This is a genomic window from Bacteroides sp. CAG:189, from assembly GCF_000432295.1.
Classification (GTDB): Bacteria; Bacteroidota; Bacteroidia; order Bacteroidales; family Bacteroidaceae; genus Bacteroides; species Bacteroides salyersiae.
The window spans coordinates 1-24,959 of the sequence record NZ_HF991085.1; the positions used below are offsets into that span (position 1 = coordinate 1).

At 42.2% G+C, this 24,959-nt stretch carries 22 protein-coding genes and 2 tRNA genes; 12 read left to right on the forward strand and 12 right to left on the reverse strand.

All coding sequences use genetic code 11. The features are described 5' to 3' along the window. Positions 1–111: 111 nt before the first annotated feature. From QVP90_RS11895 to gadC, 3 genes are all read right to left on the reverse strand, one after another. Positions 112–184 (reverse strand) — tRNA-Pro (locus tag QVP90_RS11895). Positions 185–194: 10 nt separating this feature from the next. Next, a tRNA-Phe gene (locus tag QVP90_RS11900) sits at positions 195–267 on the reverse strand. Positions 268–454: 187 nt separating this feature from the next. Further along, complete coding sequence (gene gadC, locus QVP90_RS11905; protein ID WP_021936552.1) at positions 455–2,083, reverse strand: putative glutamine/gamma-aminobutyrate antiporter GadC; 1,629 nt, start codon at positions 2,081–2,083, stop codon at positions 455–457. Between the two features lie 186 nt (positions 2,084–2,269). Here gadC and QVP90_RS11910 point away from each other — a divergent pair, with 186 nt between their 5' ends. Beyond that, positions 2,270–3,031: a potassium channel family protein gene (locus tag QVP90_RS11910; protein ID WP_005926550.1), complete on the forward strand. Its 762-nt coding sequence runs from the start codon at positions 2,270–2,272 to the stop codon at positions 3,029–3,031. Positions 3,032–3,770: 739 nt separating this feature from the next. Here QVP90_RS11910 and glsA read toward each other — a convergent pair. Both glsA and QVP90_RS11920 read right to left on the reverse strand, forming a co-directional pair. Beyond that, on the reverse strand, positions 3,771–4,733 hold the full coding sequence (glsA, locus tag QVP90_RS11915; RefSeq protein ID WP_021936553.1) for a glutaminase A: 963 nt from the start codon (positions 4,731–4,733) through the stop codon (positions 3,771–3,773). 155 nt (positions 4,734–4,888) lie between these two features. Continuing rightward, positions 4,889–6,331, reverse strand: coding sequence for a glutamate decarboxylase (locus QVP90_RS11920; RefSeq protein WP_007478907.1), 1,443 nt, complete (start codon positions 6,329–6,331; stop codon positions 4,889–4,891). A gap of 192 nt (positions 6,332–6,523) precedes the next feature. Between QVP90_RS11920 and QVP90_RS11925 the strand changes: the two genes are divergently transcribed. After that, positions 6,524–7,759: an MFS transporter gene (locus tag QVP90_RS11925; RefSeq protein WP_021936554.1), complete on the forward strand. Its 1,236-nt coding sequence runs from the start codon at positions 6,524–6,526 to the stop codon at positions 7,757–7,759. A 133-nt stretch (positions 7,760–7,892) separates the two neighbouring features. Then, positions 7,893–8,807, forward strand: coding sequence for a DMT family transporter (locus QVP90_RS11930; RefSeq protein ID WP_021936555.1), 915 nt, complete (start codon positions 7,893–7,895; stop codon positions 8,805–8,807). A gap of 142 nt (positions 8,808–8,949) precedes the next feature. Here QVP90_RS11930 and QVP90_RS11935 read toward each other — a convergent pair whose 3' ends face one another. Together QVP90_RS11935 and QVP90_RS11940 are read right to left on the reverse strand one after the other, a co-directional pair. Next, complete coding sequence (locus QVP90_RS11935) at positions 8,950–10,260, reverse strand: MATE family efflux transporter (RefSeq protein ID WP_021936556.1); 1,311 nt, start codon at positions 10,258–10,260, stop codon at positions 8,950–8,952. A gap of 343 nt (positions 10,261–10,603) precedes the next feature. After that, on the reverse strand, positions 10,604–11,605 hold the full coding sequence (locus QVP90_RS11940) for a malate dehydrogenase (RefSeq protein WP_005926525.1): 1,002 nt from the start codon (positions 11,603–11,605) through the stop codon (positions 10,604–10,606). 412 nt (positions 11,606–12,017) lie between these two features. On the opposite strand from QVP90_RS11940, the gene QVP90_RS11945 reads away from it, so the two are divergent. The 8 genes from QVP90_RS11945 (at position 12,018) to QVP90_RS11980 (ending at position 18,162) form a co-directional block, all read left to right on the forward strand. Next, the gene (locus tag QVP90_RS11945) at positions 12,018–12,857 is read left to right on the forward strand and encodes a CvfB family protein (protein WP_021936557.1); all 840 of its coding nucleotides are present in this window, start codon (positions 12,018–12,020) and stop codon (positions 12,855–12,857) included. 119 nt (positions 12,858–12,976) lie between these two features. Continuing rightward, positions 12,977–13,288 carry an outer membrane protein assembly factor BamE domain-containing protein gene (gene bamE, locus QVP90_RS11950; RefSeq protein ID WP_005926518.1) on the forward strand — a complete coding sequence of 104 codons (312 nt, stop codon included), beginning with the start codon at positions 12,977–12,979 and terminating at the stop codon, positions 13,286–13,288. Positions 13,289–13,334: 46 nt separating this feature from the next. Then, positions 13,335–13,664: a hypothetical protein gene (locus QVP90_RS11955; RefSeq protein WP_005926515.1), complete on the forward strand. Its 330-nt coding sequence runs from the start codon at positions 13,335–13,337 to the stop codon at positions 13,662–13,664. Continuing rightward, positions 13,661–14,335, forward strand: coding sequence for a DUF4476 domain-containing protein (locus QVP90_RS11960; protein WP_007478900.1), 675 nt, complete (start codon positions 13,661–13,663; stop codon positions 14,333–14,335). Before QVP90_RS11955 ends, QVP90_RS11960 begins: the two co-directional genes overlap by 4 nt. Before the next feature lie 15 nt (positions 14,336–14,350). Beyond that, complete coding sequence (locus tag QVP90_RS11965) at positions 14,351–15,445, forward strand: hypothetical protein (RefSeq protein ID WP_021936558.1); 1,095 nt, start codon at positions 14,351–14,353, stop codon at positions 15,443–15,445. Between the two features lie 260 nt (positions 15,446–15,705). Then, positions 15,706–16,092, forward strand: a complete 387-nt coding sequence (locus QVP90_RS11970; protein ID WP_021936559.1) for a sugar 3,4-ketoisomerase — start codon at positions 15,706–15,708, stop codon at positions 16,090–16,092. Further along, on the forward strand, positions 16,089–17,069 hold the full coding sequence (locus QVP90_RS11975; protein WP_005926505.1) for a GNAT family N-acetyltransferase: 981 nt from the start codon (positions 16,089–16,091) through the stop codon (positions 17,067–17,069). The genes QVP90_RS11970 and QVP90_RS11975 overlap by 4 nt, the downstream gene beginning before the upstream one ends. Continuing rightward, positions 17,062–18,162: a DegT/DnrJ/EryC1/StrS family aminotransferase gene (locus QVP90_RS11980; protein WP_021936560.1), complete on the forward strand. Its 1,101-nt coding sequence runs from the start codon at positions 17,062–17,064 to the stop codon at positions 18,160–18,162. Before QVP90_RS11975 ends, QVP90_RS11980 begins: the two co-directional genes overlap by 8 nt. Positions 18,163–18,180: 18 nt before the next feature. Here QVP90_RS11980 and QVP90_RS11985 read toward each other — a convergent pair whose 3' ends face one another. The 3 genes from QVP90_RS11985 to QVP90_RS11995 are packed head-to-tail and all read right to left on the reverse strand — an operon-like array spanning position 18,181 to position 21,609. Beyond that, positions 18,181–19,278 (reverse strand): glycosyltransferase family protein, encoded by a 1,098-nt coding sequence (locus QVP90_RS11985; RefSeq protein WP_005926500.1) that lies wholly within the window; start codon positions 19,276–19,278, stop codon positions 18,181–18,183. After that, positions 19,275–20,162: a glycosyltransferase family 2 protein gene (locus QVP90_RS11990; RefSeq protein WP_021936561.1), complete on the reverse strand. Its 888-nt coding sequence runs from the start codon at positions 20,160–20,162 to the stop codon at positions 19,275–19,277. Before QVP90_RS11990 ends, QVP90_RS11985 begins: the two co-directional genes overlap by 4 nt. A gap of 19 nt (positions 20,163–20,181) precedes the next feature. After that, positions 20,182–21,609 carry an O-antigen translocase gene (locus QVP90_RS11995; protein ID WP_005926494.1) on the reverse strand — a complete coding sequence of 476 codons (1,428 nt, stop codon included), beginning with the start codon at positions 21,607–21,609 and terminating at the stop codon, positions 20,182–20,184. A 261-nt stretch (positions 21,610–21,870) separates the two neighbouring features. Here QVP90_RS11995 and QVP90_RS12000 point away from each other — a divergent pair, with 261 nt between their 5' ends. Then, positions 21,871–22,371, forward strand: coding sequence for a DUF3836 domain-containing protein (locus tag QVP90_RS12000; protein WP_005926491.1), 501 nt, complete (start codon positions 21,871–21,873; stop codon positions 22,369–22,371). 70 nt (positions 22,372–22,441) lie between these two features. Here the strand turns inward: QVP90_RS12000 and QVP90_RS12005 are convergent, their stop codons facing one another. Both QVP90_RS12005 and QVP90_RS12010 read right to left on the reverse strand, forming a co-directional pair. Next, entirely contained in the window at positions 22,442–23,581 is a 1,140-nt protein-coding gene (locus QVP90_RS12005; RefSeq protein ID WP_264380969.1) for an endonuclease/exonuclease/phosphatase family protein, read from the reverse strand. A 61-nt stretch (positions 23,582–23,642) separates the two neighbouring features. Continuing rightward, a complete protein-coding gene (locus QVP90_RS12010; RefSeq protein ID WP_021936563.1) occupies positions 23,643–24,956 on the reverse strand; it encodes a TolC family protein in 1,314 nt (437 codons plus the stop codon). Positions 24,957–24,959: the final 3 nt, after the last annotated feature.

A 24,959-nucleotide genomic window follows, 5' to 3' on the forward strand; every position in this document is an offset into this window, starting at 1 on the left:
AAAAGAAAATCCCTCAGGTTTTTACGTTGATCCTTGATCCGGAATCAACGCACTCAGAACACAGTAAAAAAAGAAAAACGACAAACGATTTTGCTCGTTTGTCGTTTTCTGTCGGAATGAGGCGACTCGAACGCCCGACCCCTACGTCCCGAACGTAGTGCGCTACCAACTGCGCTACATTCCGCTCTTGAAAGTGGTGCCACCAGGAATCGAACCGGGGACACAAGGATTTTCAGTCCTTTGCTCTACCAACTGAGCTATGGCACCTTTCTTGTTTGCGGGTGCAAAGATAGGTATATTTTTTAATACTGCAATATCTGGAGGGAAAAAATGTAATATTTTGGTTATATAATCTTTTTAAGAGCTATCGGTATTTTTCATATCCAATAAGAAAAGGAGGTATACCTAAACAAACTCAGGTATACCTCCTTTTTCTTCATGCCAAATAGTAAGTTTATGTTTTGGGAGTATTATCCTTGCTTGCAGCATTGTTTCCAACGTTGTTTGTAGAGGTGGACGATGCTACCGGCGCATCGGTTGCTGCACTGGTTGCCGGAGCTGCTTTAGCCGTGGTAGCAGTTGTAGTAGCGGCGGTTACCGTTGCTGTGGCTGCTTGTGATTGAACTTGAGCTTGTTCTTCCCAATGGAAAGGCTCGAAGTTGCTGTTCGGATCTACCCATGACGGCTTTTTGGAAGCGTAGATGATAAACGGAGCTACCACTACGACAATTGCGCCGACAATAAGAACGGTGAACCATACGGTGTTGCTACCTGTGGAAATCTGGCTGGGCGGAATAAAGCTCAATATGAATGCGAGTAATGAACCGCAGAAACCGAGACCGCCGATAAGCCACATCAGGCCGTTGCCTTTCTTACCGATACGGAACGGACGATCTGTCTTTTTCATGTTATAACGCAGATAGATGGCGCCGGAGAACATGAGCAGGTACATGACCAGATAAAGGATTACTGTCAACTGTGACAGAATCTGGTAAAAGCTCTGTACGGAAGGCATGACGACGAAAAGAAGACTCAATACGGTTACGGCAATACCTTGTACGAAAAGAATGTTTTTCTGTACGCCTACCTTGTTGGTCTTCTGGAAGAACGGAGGCATATAACCGGCCTTACCTACGGCAAAGATACCTTTTGACGGACCGGCAACCCATGTCAATACACCGGCCAACACACCGAATGCCAATGCGATGGCGATGATCGGTGACAACCAGGAAGCGTGGATGTATTTGAAATAGTTATCAAAACCGACCAGCAAGCTTTGTGTCAGACTGATGTCATTGGCGGGGATGATGATACCTAATGCGAAAGTTCCCAATACGAAGATGACTACTGTAATCAAAGCACCGATAAATACGGCTTTCGGATAGTTCTTAGTAGGGTTTTCCACATCTTTTACGTGGATACCGCCCATTTCCATACCGGCATAAAAAAGGAAGATACTTGCTGCAAGAACTACATTGTCGAATTTCGTGAAGTCGGGGAAGAAACTGCTGTGGAAGTCCAGGTTGGAGTGTCCACCGGTAGCCAGATAGACGATGCCGAGAATAATCAGCAGGGCTGCCGGGATGATGGTACCGACCATACCGCCGATTTTCGCAACTTTACCTACCCATCCCATACCTTTAAGAGAGATGAAAGTGGCAAGCCAGTAGATGATCAGTACGACGGCCAGCGTATAGTATTTATTACTTGCCAGTGACATGTCGTGAGCGTCATTCATTCCGATGAAGGCGATGGAAACGGCACCGAATGTCAGAACGGTAGGATACCAGATGGTACTTTCGATCCATTGCACCCAGATAGCCAGGAAACCGAACTTTTTGCCGTAGGCTTCACCTACCCAGCGGAATACACCGCCTTGCTTGTCTTGAAACATGGCAGCCAGTTCCGCTGCAACGAGCGAAGTCGGTATCAAAAAGACAATGGCTGCGAAAAGATAGTAGAAGGCCGAACTCATACCGTACACGGCCTCGGCAGGAAGTCCGCGTAGGGATACTACTGCCGTTACATTCATGATAGCCAGGGTGAATACCCCTAATTTTGCTACTTGTTTAATATTTGCCATAAGTTAAGGTTTTAAGTGAAAAATATTTTTAAGTCTGCTTTATAACAACATTAGGCAAGAGATGTTTTTGGAGGATAGCGTCAAACTTGGTTAATTAACATAAGGTAAGCTCTAAACAAAGCGGGCATATAGTTGTTTCTTCTGCATTGCAAGAATAAGATGTATAATTACTAAATAAGTAAGTTTATGAAAACTGCCCTTACTGATTTTGCGCTGCAAAAGAGGGGGATATATGGCATTTTGCATGTCATCATACTGTTACTGTCCCTCTTCTTGGTTATCAGCATTTCTGTGGATACATTCAAAGGTATCCCGTTTTACACACAGTCTCTGTACATGAAGGTACAGTTATGGATTTGTATCCTGTTTCTGTTCGACTTTATTCTCGAACTTTTTTTGTCGAAGGACAAACTGCGTTATTTCGGCACACATTTTCTTTTTCTATTGGTAGCTATCCCGTATCAGAATATTATAGCTTATATGGGTTGGACATTTTCGCCGGAGATTACCTACATGCTCCGGTTCATTCCCTTGGTGCGGGGAGGATATGCAATGGCAATCGTAGTGGGATGGCTGACGTATAACAAAGCATCCAGCCTGTTTATTTCTTATCTGACGATGCTATTGGCTACGGTTTATTTTGCCAGTCTGGCATTCTTCGTGATGGAGCATAAAGTGAATCCGTTGGTAGTGGGTTATGGAGATGCTCTTTGGTGGGCGTTTATGGATGTGACGACGGTCGGTTCCAATATTATTGCGGTGACTGCTACCGGACGGGTTTTGTCTGTACTGTTGGCTGCATTGGGAATGATGATGTTTCCGATATTCACAGTTTATGTCACCAGCTTGATTCAGAAGAAGAATAAAGAGAAGGATGAGTATTATGAACAGTTGGCGAGTGAAAAACAACAGCAGCAACAGCAACAACAGCCGGTAGCTGATAAATAATCATATGCCAATAAGCTAATATGCCAATGTGCCAATTCGTTGATGTGTCGATGCGCCGATGTATCCGGGGATGAAAAGCGGATTTGAGGAAAAGATATTAAATACGTGACTAATCTGTCTTTTTGCTGGTGTATTACGGCGTTTTGTGACGGGTACTTTGCGGATATGATTGCAACTGGAGAATAAACTGCATAACAAAATGAATAATAGTTGTTCTTTCTTGTATATTTTAGATCTTATCCGGATAAATATGCGATTTGTCCCAGTGTGTTAACTCGATTATCCCGGTATGTTAGGCTCGGTTCCTCTACGAGGAACGGTCCGAAACTCTACGGGAAACCATAAGAAGCTCTACGGGAAAAGTAAATTCCTTCATAAAGAACGCTTTTTTACGCTGGTTGGTTACGGAGTCTTGCTTGTAACCGAATGTGAAAAAGTAGGGTATAAACCTGAATTTGTAATAAATAGTATAGCTGTTGTAGATGATGGAGAGCTATCTGTTGTATTATTGATTGTATTTCGTGCAATCTGAATGAGTAAAGATGGAAATGGCGGTCGTTTTTGAAAGGTCTGCTTATATTGTTCCTGATGAATGGATTCTGCAGGGATAGGAATACCATTTTGACAATTTGTAAATGGGAAGCATATAGAGGATAGCTCTGTATAGGAAGAATGATACTAAAGAGAGGCTACTGCCCTTATCGGGCAGTAACCTCTACAAAAAAAAAGGACAGAACTTTTATTCAACTACAGTAACTTGCTCGCCGTTGAATATATTCAACCCCAGCTTATTCATAATAAATTTGATTGCCAATTGAGCCTTTACGGAGTTGCCCGAACCATCCAGTGGAGGTGCAAAAGCGGAAACTCCCATTACGCCCGGCAATACACCCATTACACCACCGCCTACACCGGTTTTAGCTGGAATACCGGAGGTATACATCCAGTCGCCCGTATGCTCATAGAAGCCCACGGAGGCGATCATCGACGTAATCTTCGGAGTCAGTTCGGCTTCGAAAACCTGTTTGTTTGTCACAGGATTTACCCCGTGATTTGCTATCGTACCGGCAGCTACGGACAACATTTCTGCTGTAACGCCCAGTGAACATTGACGCGTGTACAGATCGAGCGACATATCCGGATCATCGTAAATTCGATTGTAGTTCTTCAATAACCAGGCTATCGACCGGTTGTTGAAGTTGGTGGCAGATTCGGATTTGTACAGTTCGTCAATCAATTGCGGAGCATCGCCGCAAAGATCCGTAATATTCTCTACGATCGCATTCCATTTTTGGGTAGCTTCACCGACCGGTTGCACCATAGAGCAAGCGGAAATCGCTCCCGCATTGACCAACGGTGTAGAGGGATGATCGTTTTCCAGAAGGATAGCGATGATAGAGTTGAAGGGCAATCCGGTGGCATCGGCACCGATCATATCCAATATCTTCTGAGCACCGTATTGACGGAGAACCAGAATGGCCGTATGGACTTTGGATACCGATTCTATGCCGAAACGGTAATTATAATCACCTATTGTGATTTTCTGGCCATTCAGCAGGCAGATACTAATACCGAACAGGTTCTTGTCGATATTGGCAAGGTAGGGGATGTAGTCGGCATTCTTTCCGTCCGTGTTGCCTTTCACCTGCTCATAAGCCTGTTGTGCCACCTCTTTTATTTGAGATATAGAAATCTTTTTCATAAGATAAAACATTTTTGGATTTACGATTGGACGATTGACGATTTACGGTTGAAAGCACTCCTTGAAATGATTCTACAGAGATACTCCAATCGTTCATCACTTCACTTTAAAGATACTCCAATCGTAAATCGTAAATTGTCTAATTGTAAATAATTTTATTTTTTAGTCGCTTGTGGCTTACCTGTATGGTTGAATACCTTTGTGGCTACCGGCAGATTCTTATCTTGGGCGATACGTGTGGTAGTAGGATATTCCAGTTTTTCCAATTCGGTAATGGCGTTCTTGATGTCACCTAACAGCATATCTGCCATATCACGGCTGAATCCTTGACGGACAACGATACGCATCACTACATAATCTTCTAATTTGGACGGCAAGGTATAAGCCGGAACCATCCATCCGCTCTGAGCCAGTTTGTCTTGCAAATCATACAAAGTCCATTTGGCATCTTTGGCATATTCCGGTTTCATGTACCAGATAAACAATGGGTTCACTACGTCTTCAGAGTAGTTGACGAACGGAGTCATCTTGGCAATCTCACCGTGTAGATACTTGGCGATCATCAATGAGTTGTATTGTACTTCTTTGTATCCTTGGAATCCCAAACGGATAAATTGATAGTATTGTCCCAAAATCTGGGCAGCCGGGCGAGAGAAGTTCAGACCTACCTGTGTGATGTTGGCACCTAAGTAATTTACGCTGAATGACATTTCTTCGGGAAGATATTCTTTGCCTTTCCAGCAAACCCAACCGAGACCCGGATAAACCAGACCGAACTTATGACCGGAGGTACTGATAGAGAGCACCCATTTCAAACGGAAGTCCCATTTGATTTCCGGATACAGGAACGGAAGGATAAAACCGCCACTTGCAGCATCTACGTGGATAGGAATGTCGTAGCCGGTTTTGGCATTGTAAGCATCGAGCGCTTTGTCAAGCGCTTCTACGTCGTCATTCAATCCTGTCCATGTAACGCCCTGGATAGGAACAATGCAGATGGTGTTTTCATCACACATCTTCAGTGCTTCTTCCGGATCAAGGGTTGTTTTTTCCAGTGTCAAAGGCACTTCGCGCATTTCGATCTGCCACAGTTGGGCAAATTTTTCCCATACTACCTGGAAGCCGGTAGAAATAACAAAATTCGGTTTGTCTACGGGTTTACCCTGAGCCTGACGTTTTTTGCGCCAGCGTAACCATGCAGCGACACCACCCAACATACAAGCTTCTGAAGAACCGATAGCTAATGCACCGGTTTTCCAGTCGTCTTTTTCCGGAGTATTCCACAGGTTGGCCATGATGTTGATGCATTTACCGTTCATTACAGCGATACGGGGATATTCTGTTTCATCGATGTAGTTGATATTGATGGCTTCATTCATCAGCTTGGTGGCATATTCGTCCATGTAAGTGGTGACGAAAGTAGCTAAGTTCAGCCGGGGCTGAGTCTGTGCGAATGTTTCATCTTTTACCATTTGGTAGGCAATTTCCGGAGTAGTCGGTCCGTCAGGTATTTTTTCTACCGGAGAGGGTTGCAACATTCTGTTTGAACCAAATACATCAGTCTTGGCATCACCGTTTCTAAAATTTAAATCTTCCATTTTACTATTGTTTTTAGTTAGGTTTAGGCGATGGGGATTTTCCCCGTCGAATTTCCCACAACAACAGCACCGGTTTTTTAAAGTTTAGCCGTTTTGCATTATTTTGCGTTTATTGTACTTCCCGTGCGGAGTTGAACATTCTGGATATCACGTTGTTCTTTTCAAATCCAAACCTCAAATATAGAAGCGAATATGAGAATACAAACAGGAAGGGGAACGATTCCTCTTATAACGCTTATCGGCATTTGGTCCATTTCGGCTCTTAATGCTTTGCCCGGTTTAGCCGTTACGCCTATCCTCGGGAAACTATCTGTCATCTTTCCTCATTCTACCGAACTGGATGTGCAGATGCTTTCATCCTTACCCTCTCTTTTGATTATCCCGTTTATCATTCTGGCGGGAAAACTGACGGAGAAAGTGAACTTTATCCGCCTGTTACAGGTGGGGCTCGCTATTTTTGCTTTAAGTGGTATTCTTTATTTGTTTGCCGGTAAGATGTGGCAACTTATCGCTATCAGTGCCATGCTCGGTGTTGGTTCGGGGATGATCATACCACTCTCTACCGGACTTATTTCCAAATACTTTGTCGGTCCGTACCGGGTGAAACAGTTCGGGCTCAGTTCTGCCATTACGAACATAACATTGGTGGTAGCTACTGCCGTTACCGGGTATCTGGCTGAGGTAAACTGGCATTTACCGTTTGTGGTTTATCTGTTTCCTTTGGTATCGTTGGTATTGTCGGTTTATCTCCGGCGCAGCATGATCAGTGAGGAAGGGAGTGCTTCGATTGCGAATGACGAAAAGGAGGAGACTGGTGTGCCACCGATCGATCCGGAAGTCGGGAAGTCCAAATACGGAGTGAATATCAAACATCTTTTGCAGGTTATGATGTTCTACGGGTTGTCTACTTATCTGGCGCTTATCGTAACTTTCAATCTTCCTTTTTTAATGGAAGAATATCACTTTTCGAGCGGTGATTCCGGTGTTATGATTTCGCTCTTTTTTCTCGCTATTATGGCTCCCGGTCTTTTCTTGAACCGTATTGTGGGGCTTTTTCGTGAGAAAACAAAGTTTTATAGTTTGCTGTGTATTGCTGTCGGGCTGGCACTGATCTGGATATCTCCGAAAGAGTGGGTGATAGCTCCGGGATGTATTCTTGTGGGATTGGGGTATGGGGTGATACAACCTGTCATATACGATAAGACCACCCATACGGCTGTTCCGAAGAAAGCGACGCTGGCGTTGGCTTTTGTGATGATGATGAATTATTTAGCCATTTTACTCTGTCCGTTTATTATCGATTTCTTCCAATCGACGGTATTCCACATCAAGTCTCAGCAGTTCGCTTTTGTGTTCAATCTTTGTATCACATTGGTAGCTTTGATATGGGCTTATTGCAAACGGAACACTTTCTTGTTTAAGGAATAATGAATAATTTGCCAATATGCTAATGTGTCAATGTGCCAATTACCATGCGGCATGATAGCGCAGCCAATTGGCACATTGGCATATTGGCCAATTGGCACATTATTAAATTGGCAATTTATTAAAATTAATAAGTATGAAGAATAAAAAATTGGAAGCTAATCTTAGCATGGCTATATCGAAAGTATTCAGTGGGTTGAATATGAATGCCCTTAAATTTCTGCTTCCTCTTTGGATGAGTCCATTGACGGGAGCTACGATTCGTTGTACTTTTGCAGCAGTTGCTTTTTGGGCAATCGGGTGGTTCTCCGCACCGGAAGAAAAAACAAGTCGGAAGGATAAGTGGCTGTTGTTTCTTTTGGGAGTAGTGGGGCTTTATGGCTTTATGTTTCTTTATCTGGTAGGTCTTAGCAAGACTACTCCTGTATCGAGTTCTATTTTTACGAGTTTACAACCGATCTGGGTGTTTCTTATCATGATCTTTTTCTTCCATGAGAAGGCTACTGCTCCGAAAATTATCGGCATATCTATTGCTTTGGTGGGTGCCCTTGTCTGTATTTTGACTCAGCAGAGCGATGATCTGGCCTCAGATGCTTTTACGGGAAATATGTTGTGCCTTTTCAGTTCGGTGGTCTATGCCGTTTATTTGGTGGCAAGCCAGCGTATTCTTTCGGCGGTAGGGCCTGTCACGATGCTGAAATATACTTTTAGTGGTGCGGCCTTTTCCGGTATAATTGTTTCACTGATTACCGGATTTGATGCTCCGGTACTTTCAATGCCTTTCCATTGGCTTCCTTTTGCGGTATTGATGTTCGTGCTTATTTTCCCTACGACCCTCAGTTATATGCTGTTGCCAGTCGGGTTGAAATATTTGAAGACGACAGTGGTTGCCATTTATGGTTATCTGATATTGATCGTGGCTACCATAGCTTCCTTGATTTTGGGGCAAGACCGGTTCAGTTGGACGCAGACCTTTGCTATTCTTTTTATTTGTGTCGGGGTTTATCTGGTAGAAGTGGCGGAGAGTAAAGATAAGGCCATACCAAAATGAGAGAGCCCGGCGCAATACCGGACTCTTCCTATAATCGGGTACTATTTAAACCCATCCAACTTTTGGGGCGATTCACCTTTGGTGACGTGGGTGATTTCGTTGAAAGGGGAGTTTTAGGACAGATCCCCATGGACTTTTCTCTTTACTCTTTCCAATTCCCTCTTTTCAGATAATAAAGAGATAAACCCAGAAGCAATAGAGCATAAAGCTGCTCTGCCGTCCAGTACATGATTAATGGTAACTGTTCGCGGATGGATAGCCCGTACAAATACACCAGATAGACGATGATTGTGATTATTTGAAATACGAATGCCGTTTTGGTTTTTCCTGTCCCGATAATTGCATTGCAATAGGTATAGGCAGGAGCAGCCAGAAAAAAAGTGGATAGCATCAGTAAAAAAGGAGCATAGGCTGTTTCGATTACTTCGCTGCTGTTGGTATAGATCCCTAAGATGGGTTTGGAAAGGAGTGCTGCCGCCAATACGAAAGGAGTACCTACCGCGTAACTCAGCTTGACGGTTTTCCAACATATGGGTAACACATTGTTTACCTGTTTTGCCCCGATTAAATTACTAACCAGAGATATACCGGTCGTTGCAAACGAGTTGACGATTACAAACAGCATCACGGATACGCTTCTCACTACATTACCTGCTGCCAGTTGTCTCTCTCCCAAATGCTCTATGGCAATGAAAAACAGGAACCAGGGGGCGATACAGAAAAAAGAACGTACCATTGTCCAACTGGAAATCCGGAATAATTGACCGAGCAGTGGAAGATTGACTGTCGGCCGCCAGCCGTATTTCTTTTTATCTATCTTTAGATGGGTGTAAATTACGATGTGTATCAGGGCTGCTATTTCAGCCAAAGAGGAGGCGATGGCCGCTCCTGCTATGCCCAAGCGCGGGAAACCGCATACTCCGAAAATGAGCAGGTAGTTTAAAGCCGCGTTGGTGGTCACTAACAGGATGGAGTTTGCCGTCAGTACCTTGGTTTGGGTTATTCCGACGAAGAACGCCCTGTATGCCAGTATCGGAAATACAAACAAGAAACTGTAATCCCGCCAGTCGATATATTTCATCACTGCTTGATAGATCTCTCCGGATGATATTACTTTCCGCAAAATGAGTGGGGAGGCTACTTTAGATAAAGCGAAAGTCAATATTGATAATGAAACAAGGAAAAGCAGTCCTTGCCAGAAAATTTCTCCCGTTTGGGCTAAGTTTCCTTCTCCGTTTCTCCGGGCAACGACTACCTGTAATCCTAAGCTGAAGCCGAAGCCAAGCATATAAATAGCGATGTAATACATTCCTGCCAGGGCCGAAGCGCCTAATTCTATTTCGCCTACATGTCCTAAGAAAACGGTATCGGTGAGGTTGATGAGTTGTTCCATCAACAGGCTCATCATCACCGGAAAGTTGATGAGCCAGATTTGTTTATAAGTAAAATTCATGGTTTAATTGCAAATAACGTTAGGAGGATGACCTTTTCAGTCATTCCCGCAGAATGAATAAATAAACTCTCTATTATTTCATTCTGAGCGTAGCTATCTGCAAATTTGCCATTTCATGTGTTGAACAATCGGGTATTTATAGATCAGATGATGTGGCAAAGATACGAAAAACTTATTTATCGGCGTACAATCCGACATGGTTTCCCTCGCTGTCGGTAAAAACACAGGAGTATCATGAACGCACCCGACAGGAATCGTTCTTTCCGTGACGGGTGCGGTAATATGTGCAAAAATAGCTTCTTGCTTTTTCCTGTGAGGAACACATTCAGCTTCGGAGCGCTGATTATTTGATATTCGGGTTTAAGGTGTGCCAGTCTTCGATAGCAGGAATGATACCCATCTCGATAACCTCATCACGTAATTTGCAGAGGTGCTTGTAACTGTTTTCCAGCTCTTCTTCTTCGATAGGGGTACCTTCCACCTGCTTGTAGCTGATGCCGTTTTTAGTGATGGAGGTTTCCATCGCCATCATGATGTGGTTGAATTTTCCATCGGAAACATAGGTTCCGGCAGGCCATCGGAAAGGTGCACCGCCCATAGCAGCAGCGATCATTTCGATAGAAAGATAGGCCGGACTTTGGAAAGAGGAACGTCCGCGCAGGTCGATAATGTGTTTTCCGCCTTGAATAACACGTTGCTTGATAGCATCCCATTCGGTTTGCGGCAGGCGGGTAGTACCGATCCAGTTGATCAACGTATCGCCATCGACTGTAGTTGTTGAAGCAAATACGGCCATTTGCTCTCCGTGTCCGCCGTATGTGCGGCAGTTTTGTATTTTGGAAGCAGGTATTTTGAAGAACTTCGCTAACTCATTTTGCAGACGGGTACTGTCCAATGCTGCAAGTGTAGAGACTTGTGAAGGCTTCAATCCTGAATAAAGCAAGGTGATCAGGCCGGTAATGTCGGCCGGGTTGAATACTACCACTACGTGTTTCACGTCCGGGCAGTATTGGCGGATGTCTTTACCGAACTGGGCGGCAATCTCGGCATTGCCTTTCAGCAGATCTTCACGCGTCATACCGGCTTTACGGGCTGCACCACCGGACGATACGATATAAGCTGCACCGGTCAGCGCCTCCTTGATATCGGAGGTATAGGTGAGATTGACCCCTTCGAATCCGCAGTGGTATAACTCTTCGGCTACACCTTCCAGTGCCGGAGCGTATGGGTCATACAAGCAGATGTTGGGAGTTAATTTCATCATCATGGCGGTTTGTGCCATATTTGAGCCAATCATTCCGGCGGCTCCTACAATCGTTAATTTCTCGTTGGTTAAGAATTCCATAATCTTATCTGTTTTTTGTAAATGAATATACTGTTTCTCTATTGACGATACAAAGATAACGACTTATCAGCCAGATTGTTCATTGAAAAAAGTTTTGGCTGATAATGAAAAGTTATATCGGGAGGGGAGATATGATTGAAATAAACTATCTTTGCAGTGATTTAGAAGTTTGTTTTAGTAGTAAGTAGATAGTTAGTAAGTAGTAGTAAGTAGATAGTAGTTAAGTAGTAAGTAGCTAAATCGTGAAGTTGTAAGTAGCTGGTGGTTGGAGACCTTTTCAGTATAACAACGCCGATATGTTGCATTGTTTCTAACTACTGATAACCTGTTTCTGACTACCATCTACTTACTACTTAACTACTGACTACTTACTACTAACAAATTACTACTAACAAATTACTGCTGAATAATTATGTCCATTGAATTAGGAAAGTTCAACCGTCTTGCGGTTGTGAAAGAGGTTGATTTTGGAATGTATCTGGATGGGGGTGACGAAGGGGAAATCCTGTTGCCTGCCCGTTATGTACCCGAAGATTGCCAGATAGGAGATATGTTGAATGTGTTTCTTTATCTTGATAGTGAAGAGAGATTGATTGCCACCACATTGACCCCTCTCGTACAGGTCGGTGAATTTGCTTGTTTGGAGGTGGCATGGGTCAATCAGTTTGGAGCCTTTCTCAACTGGGGGTTGATGAAGGATTTGTTTGTGCCCTTTAGCGAGCAGAAGATGAAAATGCAGGTTGGTAAGAAATATATCGTTCATGCCCATCTGGATGATGAAAGTTACCGTATTGTGGCTTCCGCCAAGGTGGATCGTTATCTTTCGAAAGAAAAGGCAGAGTATCAGCCGGGTGAAGAGGTGAATATTCTGATTTGGCAGAAGACGGATTTAGGCTTTAAGGCTATTATAGAAAACAAGTTCGGCGGATTGCTTTATGATAGTGAGATCTTTCAGCCTTTGCATACCGGTATGGTGCTGAAAGCATATGTAAAGCAAATACGTGAGGATGGCAAGATAGACTTGGTGCTTCAGAAACCGGGATTTGAAAAGGTGGATGACTTCTCGAAGACTCTGCTGGAATATATCCGTGAGCACGACGGGTATACATCTCTGAATGATAAAAGTCCTGCAGATGATATATACGCTGCTTTCGGTGTAAGTAAAAAGACATTCAAGAAAGCGGTGGGCGATTTGTATAAAAAACATTTGGTTGTGCTACAGGAAGACGGTATCTGGTTGGCGTCCTCCTAACTGCAATAGGGAAATCCCTATATACGAATATAGATAATCATTAGGGTGGGGAGTTTCCTCACCCTATTTTTGTGGTATAAGAAAACACGGAAGTTGAATTACTTAAATGTATATAGGATATGAAAAAGATACATGTTTTATGGATGTTATTGTTTCTGGTGTTGAGCACAAGTTGTGTTTCTGTAAACCGGTTGATGAAAGTGCAGGAGGGTATGAGCAGACAGGAGATCTCAAAGATTTTCGGGACACCGGAATACCGCCGTTTTGACAGGGGAATGGAAGAGTGGGAATATCGAAGCCTGTCTCTTATTTCGGGAGAGTATAAAGTGGTGGTGATAACGTTTGAGGATGGAAGGGTTTCGGGTATGGATACATTTACGACGCGGGATTTCCAAGAACATCCTCTGCCGCCGGCACCTTGTATACATTAAAAATGGGATGTTTTCCTAAAAAAGTTTCACTTTTAAGATATAGGTTATGAAAAAGATACATACTTTTGGCATTCTGTTGTTGATGATGATGCTTGTCAGCTGTGTCACTGCCGGTGCCGGGTTTACGAATGAACAATTGTCCGGTATCCATAGGGGGATGACACTGGAACAGGTTAAGGAGGTACTCGGAGCGCCTGCTTACAGGAGTTTTGATGATAAAGGCGAAGAGTGGGAATTCCGTGTAATGGTACTCTCCGGATGGTCGGTTGTCCGGGTACGTTTTGTGGATGGTAAAGTGACGGAGATGAAATCTTATTTGGAGAGAGACAAAGATTGCCATACCAGAACGGAAAATAATAAAATAGAAAAGATATGATACGCAAATTGATACTCGGTTTTTGTTTTCTGCTGGCAATGTTTCCGGCAAGTGCTTTCTCTTTGGAGGGCCTCTCTGTTGAAAGCCCAAGAGAACAGGTGGTGGTATTTATTGATGGGAAGCAGGTGTGCCGGCCTACATATAGTTGTTTTATCGCTAACCTGCATGGTGGCAGTTATCGGGTGGAGGTATATGCCGCCCGTCGTGGAAACCGCTTTGAAAGAGAGAACTTATTGTTTGATGAGCGTGTTTATTGTTCGGGTAGGGAGGTGAAGGAGATCGTCATCGATGGTCCGGACAGACCGGAGCACAGACCGGGCAGGCCGGATAAACCCGGACACCGGCCGGATGGTTTCAATTCCAGGGAGCCGGTGATGAGCGACAGCTCTTTCAATCAGTTCATGAGCTCATTGAAAAAGCAGCCTTTTGAATCCGACCGTAACGCTTTACTTGACAATGCATTGATAAGTTCGTATTTTACTACCGACCAATGTATACGGTTACTGGAATTTTATACATTTGACAGTGAAAAGAAACCGTTCCTTAAGAAAATATATCCGAGGATTGCCGATAAGGCGAATTTCTTCCGGGCATTGGATAAACTGACCTTTAGTTCGGATAAGGAGGAGGTAAATCAGTTTATAAAGGTATATCATGAGAATAATAACTAAAAAGACTTACTGATTATGAAACGAATTATTTTAATATTATTTGCCATCGGGATAACTGCCATGAGCAGTGTGAGTATGGCCGCTATGAGCAATAGCAGAGTTCGTAAGGAGACGCGTTTCCTGACAGATAAGATGGCGTATGAACTGAACCTGAATACTGCCCAGTATAATGATGTCTACGAGATCAATTTCGATTTTATCTATTCCATCCGCTATCTGATGGATGACGTGATACGTGGATACGAATGGGCGTTGGATGATTATTATAATTATCTGGATGTACGTAACGACGACTTGCGTTGGGTATTGAGCGATGCGCAGTATCGACGTTTTCTGCAAGCCGATTATTTCTATCGTCCGATCTATGCAAGTGGTGGCGGATGGAATTTCCGTGTCTACATTACTTATACCAATCGTAACTATTTCTATTTTCCGAAACCCTACCATTATCGTAGCTATTCGGGAGGACACTACCGGACGCATTTTCACAATGTAAGCTATTATCGTGGAAGGTATAACCATAATTATTATAGAGGAGATTATAGTGTGAGAAATGATCGGGTATATCATACGAATCGCCGTTCCGATTTCGGTTCGGTAAATATTCGTCCGAATACAAGCACAAGACCGAGTTCGAGACCGGGTACAACAACCACTCGTCCCAGTGTGTCTACTCGCCCGAGTACCGGTACAACCCGTCCGAGCACGGGCGCGAGTACCCGTCCGAGTACTACAACCCGTCCGAGTACAGGTACGACTACTACCCGCCCGAGTAATACCTCTTCGTCATCATCGAGCCGGGAGAACTCGTCAAGTAGCCGAAGGGAAAATAACAGTTCGGGCAGCAGTACACCGGTAAATAATAACACAAATTCTGGGAGTAGCAGGCGCAGTAGCAGTTCTTCAACAAGCCGGACAACTACATCTCCAAGCAGTAGTAGCTCAAACTCCAACCGTAGTACTACGCGTAGCAGTACTCGTAGCAGTTCGGTATCCAACGGACAATCCAGTCGCGGTTCTTCTGCTTCAAGTTCTTCTTCCGGCAGTAGCAGCCGGAGAAGTTCTTCTTCAAATTCTTCCGAACGGGGAAGCAGTTCGTCAAGAAGATAACTAATACTAATAATATATGTGTACGGACCTAAGTGCCCGTTTAGGTAAAGGAGCCCATCGTTTCAATAGGAAGAAACGATGGGTTTCATCTTATTGGCACAATGTGTTCCATCCGGTTGGCACAATGTGTTTCATCTGGATGAAGCAAGTGGTTTCAATATGTTGAAACTAATCCGGATCCTAATCTTCCGGGTGTATAGGCAACTATAAACGGTCATTCGTATAATAATATCAGCTAAATATCGTTATTCTATAAAGTTATGGAACGTTTAAAGACATTTACAGATAAACGAGGAAGTCTGACTCTTCTTGAAGTAGGTCAGGATATACCTTTTGAAGTGGCACGTGTATTCTGGATACATAATGTACCTGAAGGACAAGAACGGGGACAACATGCTAATACGGAATTATCCGAGTATATTGTGGCTGTAAGTGGTAGTTTCGATATCTGGACGGAAGATGAAACGGGACGTAAATATTATCATTTGTCTTCTCCTTCCGAAGGCTTGTTGATTCCTCCGGGAATGTGGAAAGTAATGAGTAATTTTTCATCGGACGCTGTTGTGCTGGTTTTAGCTTCTCATCCTTATTGCCTGGACAATTATATTAATTCATACGACGATTTTCTGGAATATATAAAGAAATGATACCCGCTACCCAAGACTTGCAGTTGAATATAGTTCGTTATACAGCGGAGCAGAAGACTGTTTGGGATAGTTTTGTTGCTACCTCTAAAAACGGTACGTTTTTGTTTATGCGTGATTATATGGATTATCATGCAGATCGTTTTGCAGATCATTCTCTGATGTTTTACAAAGGAGGGCGGTTGATAGCTTTATTGCCCGGCAATGAGAGTGATGATACTTATTATTCGCATGGCGGGCTGACATACGGCGGGTTTATTCTTTCTTATCATGCCACTGCAACGGTAGTGTTGGAGGCGTTTTACCTCTTATGCCGCTATTTAAAGGGGACTGCCGGAGTTGGTAGGATCGTTTATCGTACCATTCCATTTATTTATCATAATTATCCGTCGGAAGAGGATTTGTATGCCCTTTTTCGGTTGAATGCCCGTTTGACAGAGCGGAAAATATCTTCTGTGGTAATACCGGAAAAAGGATACCCATTCAGTACTCTCCGTCGCCGTAAGTTGAAACAGGCTCGTAATCATGGACTGAAAGTCTGCCAGGATGAAAATTTTGATGCTTTTTGGCCGGTTTTGGAACAAAATCTCCAACAACGTCACGACAGATTGCCTGTTCATTCTTTGAAAGAAATGGTCTGTTTGAGTCGTCTTTTCCCGGAAGAAATAAAACTTTACCGGGTGTTGGACGGTGAAGAGACTGTAGGAGGATGTGTAATGTATCTTACCGGAGAAGTAGCTCATGTTCAGTATATTGCTTCTACCGGACAAGGCCGGGAAATGGGGGCACTCGATATCTTATTTGATTATTTGATTCATCAAATTTATACCGATAGGAAGTATTTTGATTTCGGGGTCTCTGTGGAGGATGGAGGCCGTTACTTGAATGAAGGGTTGATCTTTCAGAAAGAGGGATTTGGCGGACGTGCGGTGATGTATGATACGTATGAACTTTCTTTAAAATCTGTACTAAATGATTAAGTATTTTGATTTACAGCGTATTAGTGACTCTTTTGAACCGGAGCTATCGGAAACGGTGGTTCGTGTAACCCGTTCCGGTTGGTATCTTCAAGGAGAAGAGACCCGTGCTTTTGAAGAGGCTTTTGCCGGATATTGCGGAACCCGATATTGTATTGGTGTAGGAAATGGTTTGGATGCCTTGACCCTTATTTTTATGGCTTATCGCGAGTTGGGAGAGATGCAGCCGGGAGATGAAGTGATTGTTCCTGCCAATACATATATTGCTTCTATTTTGTCAGTGGTTCGTGCCGGGCTGAAACCCGTGTTTTGCGAGCCTTCTTTTGATTCCTGTAATATAGCGCCCGAAGCGATAGAAACTTTGATTAATTCCCGGACTAAAGCGATACTTCCCGTACATTTATATGGAAGATGTGCTGATATGCAACCTATATTGAATATAGCGGCATCTTATCGTCTGAAAGTTGTGGAGGATGCTGCACAATCGCATGGGGCGGTTTATCATGGAAAACGTACCGGTAATCTTGGAGATGCGGCCGGATTCAGTTTCTATCCGGCAAAAAATCTTGGAGCTTTGGGAGATGGCGGTGCAGTGACAACGAATGACCAACAGCTTGCTGCGATGATACGTTCTATTGCCAATTATGGTTCTTCTGCCAAGTATGTTCATCTTTGCAAGGGAATTAACAGTCGCCTTGACGAGCTGCAGGCTGCTGTGCTTCGGCTTAAATTGGCTCGTCTGGATGTCGATAATGAGCGACGCCGAAATATTGCCTGCCGATATCTTGATGGAATTAAAAATCCTCTGTTGACTTTACCGTCTGTCGATGACTGGAAACAACATGTATTTCACATTTTTCCGGTTTTTTCTTCTTGTCGTGACAGATTGCAAGCCTTTCTTGCAGCGGAGGGAATACAGGCACAGATACACTATCCGATACCTCCGCATAAACAGGAAGCCTTTACCGAATATAGCTCTCTGTCATTGCCGGTGACTGAACGAATACATCGGGAAGAACTCAGTCTGCCGATGTCTCCGCTGATGACGGATGAAGAGGTCGATACGGTAATTGCCGCACTGAACCGGTTTGTGTAAGAAAAAGAGTACAGTTTTTTAATGTGCTTCCCAAAAATCAACATATTGCTGTGCCACCTTTACATAGTTATGATGTTTTCTTACATATTCGATACTTTGCGCTGATAATTCCGGAATACGTTCCTTGTTTAATACGATGTATTCTAATTTTTGGAAGATATCTTCTTCGGAGGGATATACATTGATAATGGGACGTAGCTCTTTTTCATTTATTATTTCATAATTTTCTTCTTCTCCGCCGCCCAGCACAATCACTCCTTTTGCCATGGCTAATAATGAATTCATGGAAGGAGTGTATGAGTAGAGCTGGTCTAATTGTACATCAGCATCATCCATTAATTTTTGATAAATCGCGTACGGAGCATCGATCGCTTCTGTGATACGACATTGGTCCGGGTATTTTTTTTGTATCTCTTTTAAGACGGGATACATAATATCCGTTCCTTTTATATCGCTCCGTGCAGACTGGATGCCAATGAAAAAGTTTACTTTCTCAGGCTCTGTCCGTACACGGCTCGTAATGTTGGAGTAATCGATAGGGAGGGGAATAAAAGTCGTTTTATCGGGAAAATAGGGAATATAGGCTACATAGTATTCCCATAGGCAAGCTATAATGCCGTTACAGGTTTGGGCAATTTCTTTTGTTGTATAAGCTGTATTCCCATAAAGGCATTCTTGAAGGATATTGTGATTGTTTGCAGTATAGCGTTCTTTATCTCCGATTTTGAATTCTGAATAGCGAAGGGCATTTGTTTTCATACATAAACTGGTCCAATAAAAGTCATTTCCAAAAGCACCCAAAAAAACTTTTTTATTGTGCTTACGCAGGTATTGGTAGATATACAAACATTTTTGAGCTTTTAGATGTAGGAAACATGGATTGATTAATTGCACCACATCGTATCCTTTTAATAGAGGAAGAACACGAAGTAATTGTAGTACATATTGTATGCCGTCTAATATACTATCAGATTGTCTTGTGAGAGAAATATCACGTTGATAATTTCTCCAACGGTCTCCGTTGGAGACAACACATACTTCGTGTCCTAACTTACGAAGTCCTTCCGCTAGTGTCCAATGCAAATTACTGAATTCTCCGAGAAGTAGTATTTTCATAAATGCGTTAATAAATTAATAATTGTTTGAGCAATGGTGTATTTCCAAGAATATTTATTCGCTGGAAGTGGAATATATTTGTCTACTGCAAGTTTCTTTATTTCAGACAGAATAAAAGAGAGTGAACGCCGGTTAAGTATAAGTTGCTGTATATAGTCTATTGTTAAAAAATGTATTCTTCGTTGTAGAGCTTTTTGCTGAAGCGGAGTCACCTTGTACTCTGTTTCTAAAAAGCTACGTAAATAGGATAAAATATTGTAGAAATCTTTTACGTGCTTTAGCCCTTGTTCCTCGTCTCTTTGATAAGTAATAGATTGAGGGTGTTGAAAATATGCATATATATGCCAATTGGTAATAATCGTTTTTTGAGCATAAAAATATAGCAAAGCAACAAAAGCCTCATCTTCATGATATGTATTTTCTGGGAAAAAAAGTTGATGTTTTATTAATAGTTCCTTTCGCACAAAATGGATACAGGCGGCTCCCATAAAATTGCATTTAGCCATAAATTCTGCTCCTGATGTGTATATTGTGTGTCGACACTTTTTCTTTTTTTGAGATTGATTGGCTTGTATTACTTTTTGGAACTTAAAAGATAAGACATCAGGATGTTCTTTTTCTAAGAAATCGAGACAATGAAGTAAAGAATTAGGAAATAAATAGTCGTCTGCATCTACGAAAAGAATATATTCTCCATTAGCTTGAAGAATACCATTATTACGGGCTGCACCTGCACCTAAATTTTTTCCATTACCATCTGCAATAATCAGTTCATATTTTTCTAATGGTATAGCTTGATTGTTAATGGAATCGATACAGTACTGCAACAAAGTCTTGTCAGCTTTTCCATAGAATGGGATAATGATGCTTAATTGAGGATTCATGAATACAAATATAATTGTTTTATTTAATATGTAGCCATAGTCTTCTAAGAGAAAAAATACAGTTTATTAATATTAATAAACTGCAGAATGTATATCCTGCCCATGGATTTATTGGTATCCCATAATAGATTGTAATAAAACTGACTATTGAAGTTGTCATTGTGAAAAAAAACAATCTAATAACTTCTTTGTTGAATTTAATGTTAAATTTGTAGCGGCAAATGCTGCCTACTACAATAAAATAACAAATATAACTAATAAGGAAAGCAATGCCAATACCTTTGATTCCAGCTAAAGTATATCCTATAATATTGCTACTTAAAATGATTATTGAAGATAATAGTTCGGTACCGAGAAATAAACGATGTGCTCCTTTAACGATAAGTATATATCCTAAACAGGTTGAAGTTACTTTGAAAATCATTCCCAATATAGCCCATGACAGAAAGGGAATGACTGGTAAGAAAGACTTTGTAAGGAGTAACTGTACGATTAAAGGAGCGGTAGGCAGAAAGATGGCAATTACCGGGCATAATATCAATAATGATACTACTGTCTGTTGATTCATGATGGAACTTAATTTCGTGTTTTGGGTGTGGACTGCTGCCAGACGCGGATAATAGTCTGTACTCATTGCCACAAAAATAAGACCTACATACTTATCAATTAACCCGAACCCGGATTGATAGATACCTACATCTTGCAGACCACCATGACTTCTGAGGTAAATATTAAATAAATAACTGACTAATGTACTGGCAAAACCGCTGATTGTGAGTATCGCTCCGATGGTAATGATGCTTTTACCTTCTTGGCAGATGGGGAGGGGAGGAGTCTTTTGCTTGTCACGAAATAGTAAAGTAGCGAAATAACCGCAGATAGAGGAAAGGATAATGGCGGCTACAATGCCATCTGTTCTCCATATGTAATATATAGGTAGGGAGATTAACAGGCCTGCGGATGCACCGATTAAATTGGCTTGTGCCAGAATCCGGAGACGCCGGAAGCCTTGGAAGATGGCCAATTCGCCTTTCGTTAGCGTATCAAATAGTAATGTGCAGGCTAACCACATATAAGCTCCTGTAAAATCCCGGTTACCGAAGCTCCACTGTGATAACCATGGGGAAAGAGTTAATATCACTGCTGAGCCGAATAGTCCGGCATACAAACTCATTTGTCTCACCAAAGAAGCTGTTTGTGCCGCCTTCTGGGGATTGCCTGCGGCAGATATACTTTTTACTCCACCTTGATTAATCCCCAATCCTGTAATGCTTTGCACCATGCTTATGGTATTATTCAACAGTCCTAATAATCCTACACCGTCTACTCCAAGAAGCAATGCTACCACTTTGGTACGTACCAAAGTTAGCAGAACTTGAAAAGCTTGCACTCCCCCAAAGAGGGCAGTGGTTTTTACGATACTTCTATATTCTTTTTGTTGTTCCATAAAGCGGGAGACAAAGATAATTAAAAATAGTATACTGTCCGCATATAAGCGTACATGTGTTCATTTTCGTACATATTAGATTTTTGATTAATTGCTGATAACCAGTGTGTTATTGCTTTGGCATATTACTTGCATTCATACACATGAAGACAAGCATCAAAAAAGAGTAGAAAAAAAACAGAAAATGATGCAACCTTTGAATGAATAGATACGTCTAATGTATAAATGGGAAAAAGTTTAACTAAATAAATAGATACGATTATGAAAGCAACAGTATTTTTCAGAATGATTGTTTTGGCAGCTATGGCAGTTATAGGCATTACAAATGCAGAGTTGAAAGCTCAGGAAGAAAACTTCGTAACTAATGAAATTAAAGATGGTGATCTTGTTACTTCAAAAGTGATTTATAGAATGGATGGTTCTCTTTACAGACATATGAAATACGATTTTTCTTATGATAACCAGAAGAGAATGACTGCTAAAGAAGCATTTAAATGGGATGGAAGTCGTGATAAATGGGTGCCTTATTTTAAGATAACTTATTTATATGGCGGCAATGAAATAACTATGGAATACGCCCGCTGGAATGAACGTCATAAAGCTTACATTGATTCGGTAGAGAAAAGTGTTTATGAGCTTAATGCGGATAATATGCCGGTGGCATATGTAAATTACAAGTGGAATGAAGCAGGGAAAGACTGGAGTTTGAATACTTTGAATAAATGCGACAATGATTTTGAACTGATAGCCATTGCTTATTAAACTATATTGTAATAAAAATAGAAAGAAATGTCAGGCTTCGTATTTCCGAAAGGTTATACGAAGCCTTTTATTATGGAATTATAATTTTAAGCGTGGTATACGATCCTCCATTATATACACGTATTAAATAGAATCCTTCAGCTAAAACATCTGTTGGCAGAATAAAATAACTTTCGGATGGGTGAACCGTATTCGTGACAATGATTTGTCCGTTGACAGAAAGAACTTCTACCTTATTTATATTTTCTCCTTTCAAGGTTAAGTAACCGTCGCGGGGATTACCGAAGATTTGAATTCTGTTTTTGGCGGTGGCTTCCTGATGACCGTTTCCTGTTGTTTGTCCTAACATCAAGGTTGTGATGATCGGATCATGGTCGGAACAACGGTATGGGTCCGGAGAATAATCTGCAGCATATTTATAACCGAATTTACTTTGTTCATCTGCGTTAATATGCCAGGGGAATGCATCTGTTACTTGTTTACTCATGCTGATAGAAGCAATTGAATGATCCAGATAACCGGTAGCTCCGTTATAAACATAGCTATAATCCCGGGGAGAGAATTGTTCGAGCAGATTTATCAAAGAAGCGTTTGTTAATATTCGGATGGGGTCTTCTTTTGAGTATGCGTTTAAATCACCCAATATCAATATATCCGGATCCTCGTAATAGCTGATCAGGGCATTCAATTCATTGACGAGTGTACGAGCCTCGGATTGCCGTTGAATATTTGAGCTTCCTTGCCCGTCGTATTGATCGGCATTGCTTCCGCTACCGCTTGACTTTGATTTGAAGTGATTTAATGAGATTATCAATCTTTCCTGATTCTCTTTCAGATCAAAAGCTTGTGCCACATGGCGGAGTTTAAGGTACGAGCCGATGGTACGGAATTCTTTGTAGGGTGTTACTTTGGTTGTGTTGTAAACAAATACATTTTTAGTGTAGGTACTTTCGTGGCTATCTCCGCTATCTATATAAGCATATTTATCCGTTCCGTCTGCTTCATTTAGTCCGTTTACTATATCTTGTACGGCCGTTCTTCCTTCACCAACCTCGCAAAGAGCATATATATCTGCATTCATGGCTTTAAGGGCGGCAAGGATTTTTGTACGTTGCCTTGTGAACTCGGCTTGATTGGCTGCACCATATTGGGAATTCCATAAGGAACTGTCCGATATATAAAAGTTTAAGTTGAAACTGGCTATTTTCAAATCTTTGCTTCATATACTTGTCTTTTTTAGTTTATGAAGCAAAGATAACTGATATTATTGATTATTCGATTGCTTTTCCTTTGTAGAAGTCGAGAATCTTGGTGCGGAACAGGTAGTCATATTTTGCCTGTATTTTGTCTGATAATGATTTTGTTAGATTTTGTTTGGCTTCATTGTATTCCACAAAAGTGGCTTTCCCGTTATCGAATTTCTCACTCATCAGACGGAAAGATTCTTCATTGGCGGTAACGGCTGCCATACTGCTATTGAATTTACTTTCGGCAGCTACAGCGTTGTACCATGCCTGTTGAATTTCTTTGTAAAGCACCTTCTTGGTGTTGTCCAGTTGCAGGGCAAGGTTGGTTTGCTGCAACCGGGCACTGCGAACACGGTTACGGGTAGCCAAGCGGTTGAATAATGGCACACTCAGATTGAATCCGATGCCTTTATTCAGATTATTTTTCAATTGAGAACCGAAGCTGTGTTCGGCAGAACCGTTCAATGTATAGAAATTTGTTCCTATACTTGCTCCGAAAGAAAGTTGTGGATAATAATTACTTTGAGCTATGCGTATGCTTTTTTCGCTTCCTTCCAAGCGGAATTGCGCAGCTCGGATACCGGGTTTATTGCTCAATGCTTCCGTATATATATCGTCCGGTGCTGTCAACGGAACGAAGTTTACTACAGTATCAGGTTGTGCGAGTGTAAATCCTTCGGGGGTAGGCAGTTCCAATAACTGACTTAGATCCAGCAGAGCCAGCTGGTAATTGTTTTCAGCTTGTACCAGGCTCATTTCGTCTTGTGCCACACGGGCTTTAGCTTCGGCTACTTCGGCAGACGAAGCCTTTCCTACTTCGGCAAGGCGGATGATACGTTTGCATTGTTCTTTACTGAGTTCCGTCTGGCTGGCTGCTACCTTACTGAGTTCCATATTGAACAAAACCTGTAGATAAGAGGAAGTTACATTGATAGCAATGTCCTCCTTAGCCTTGTTCAGGTCTTCGATTGCCGCTTTAAGGTTCAGTTTGGAAAGTGCATACTGATTGGGCAGTTGCAGTCCGGTGAACAACGGAACATTGGTATTAAGTCCGAATTGTGTACTGCCACTGTTTACATCACTGTATGTATTGTCTTTGGGTGACTGTGAACGTCCCCAGCTCCAATTTTGCCCTGCCGAACCGCTCAGATTCGGCAGCCTTGCCCATTTTGCCGTATTTACTTCTATGGCATTTTGTTCAGCTTCATTGGCTGTCTGCTGGATTTCGATATTGTGTTCGATGGCATAGTCGATACATTGGCGTAGCGTCCATCCTTCCTGCGCCTGGCTGGTGACGCAGAGTGTGGCAAGAGAGAATATAATAAGTCCTTTTTTCATAAT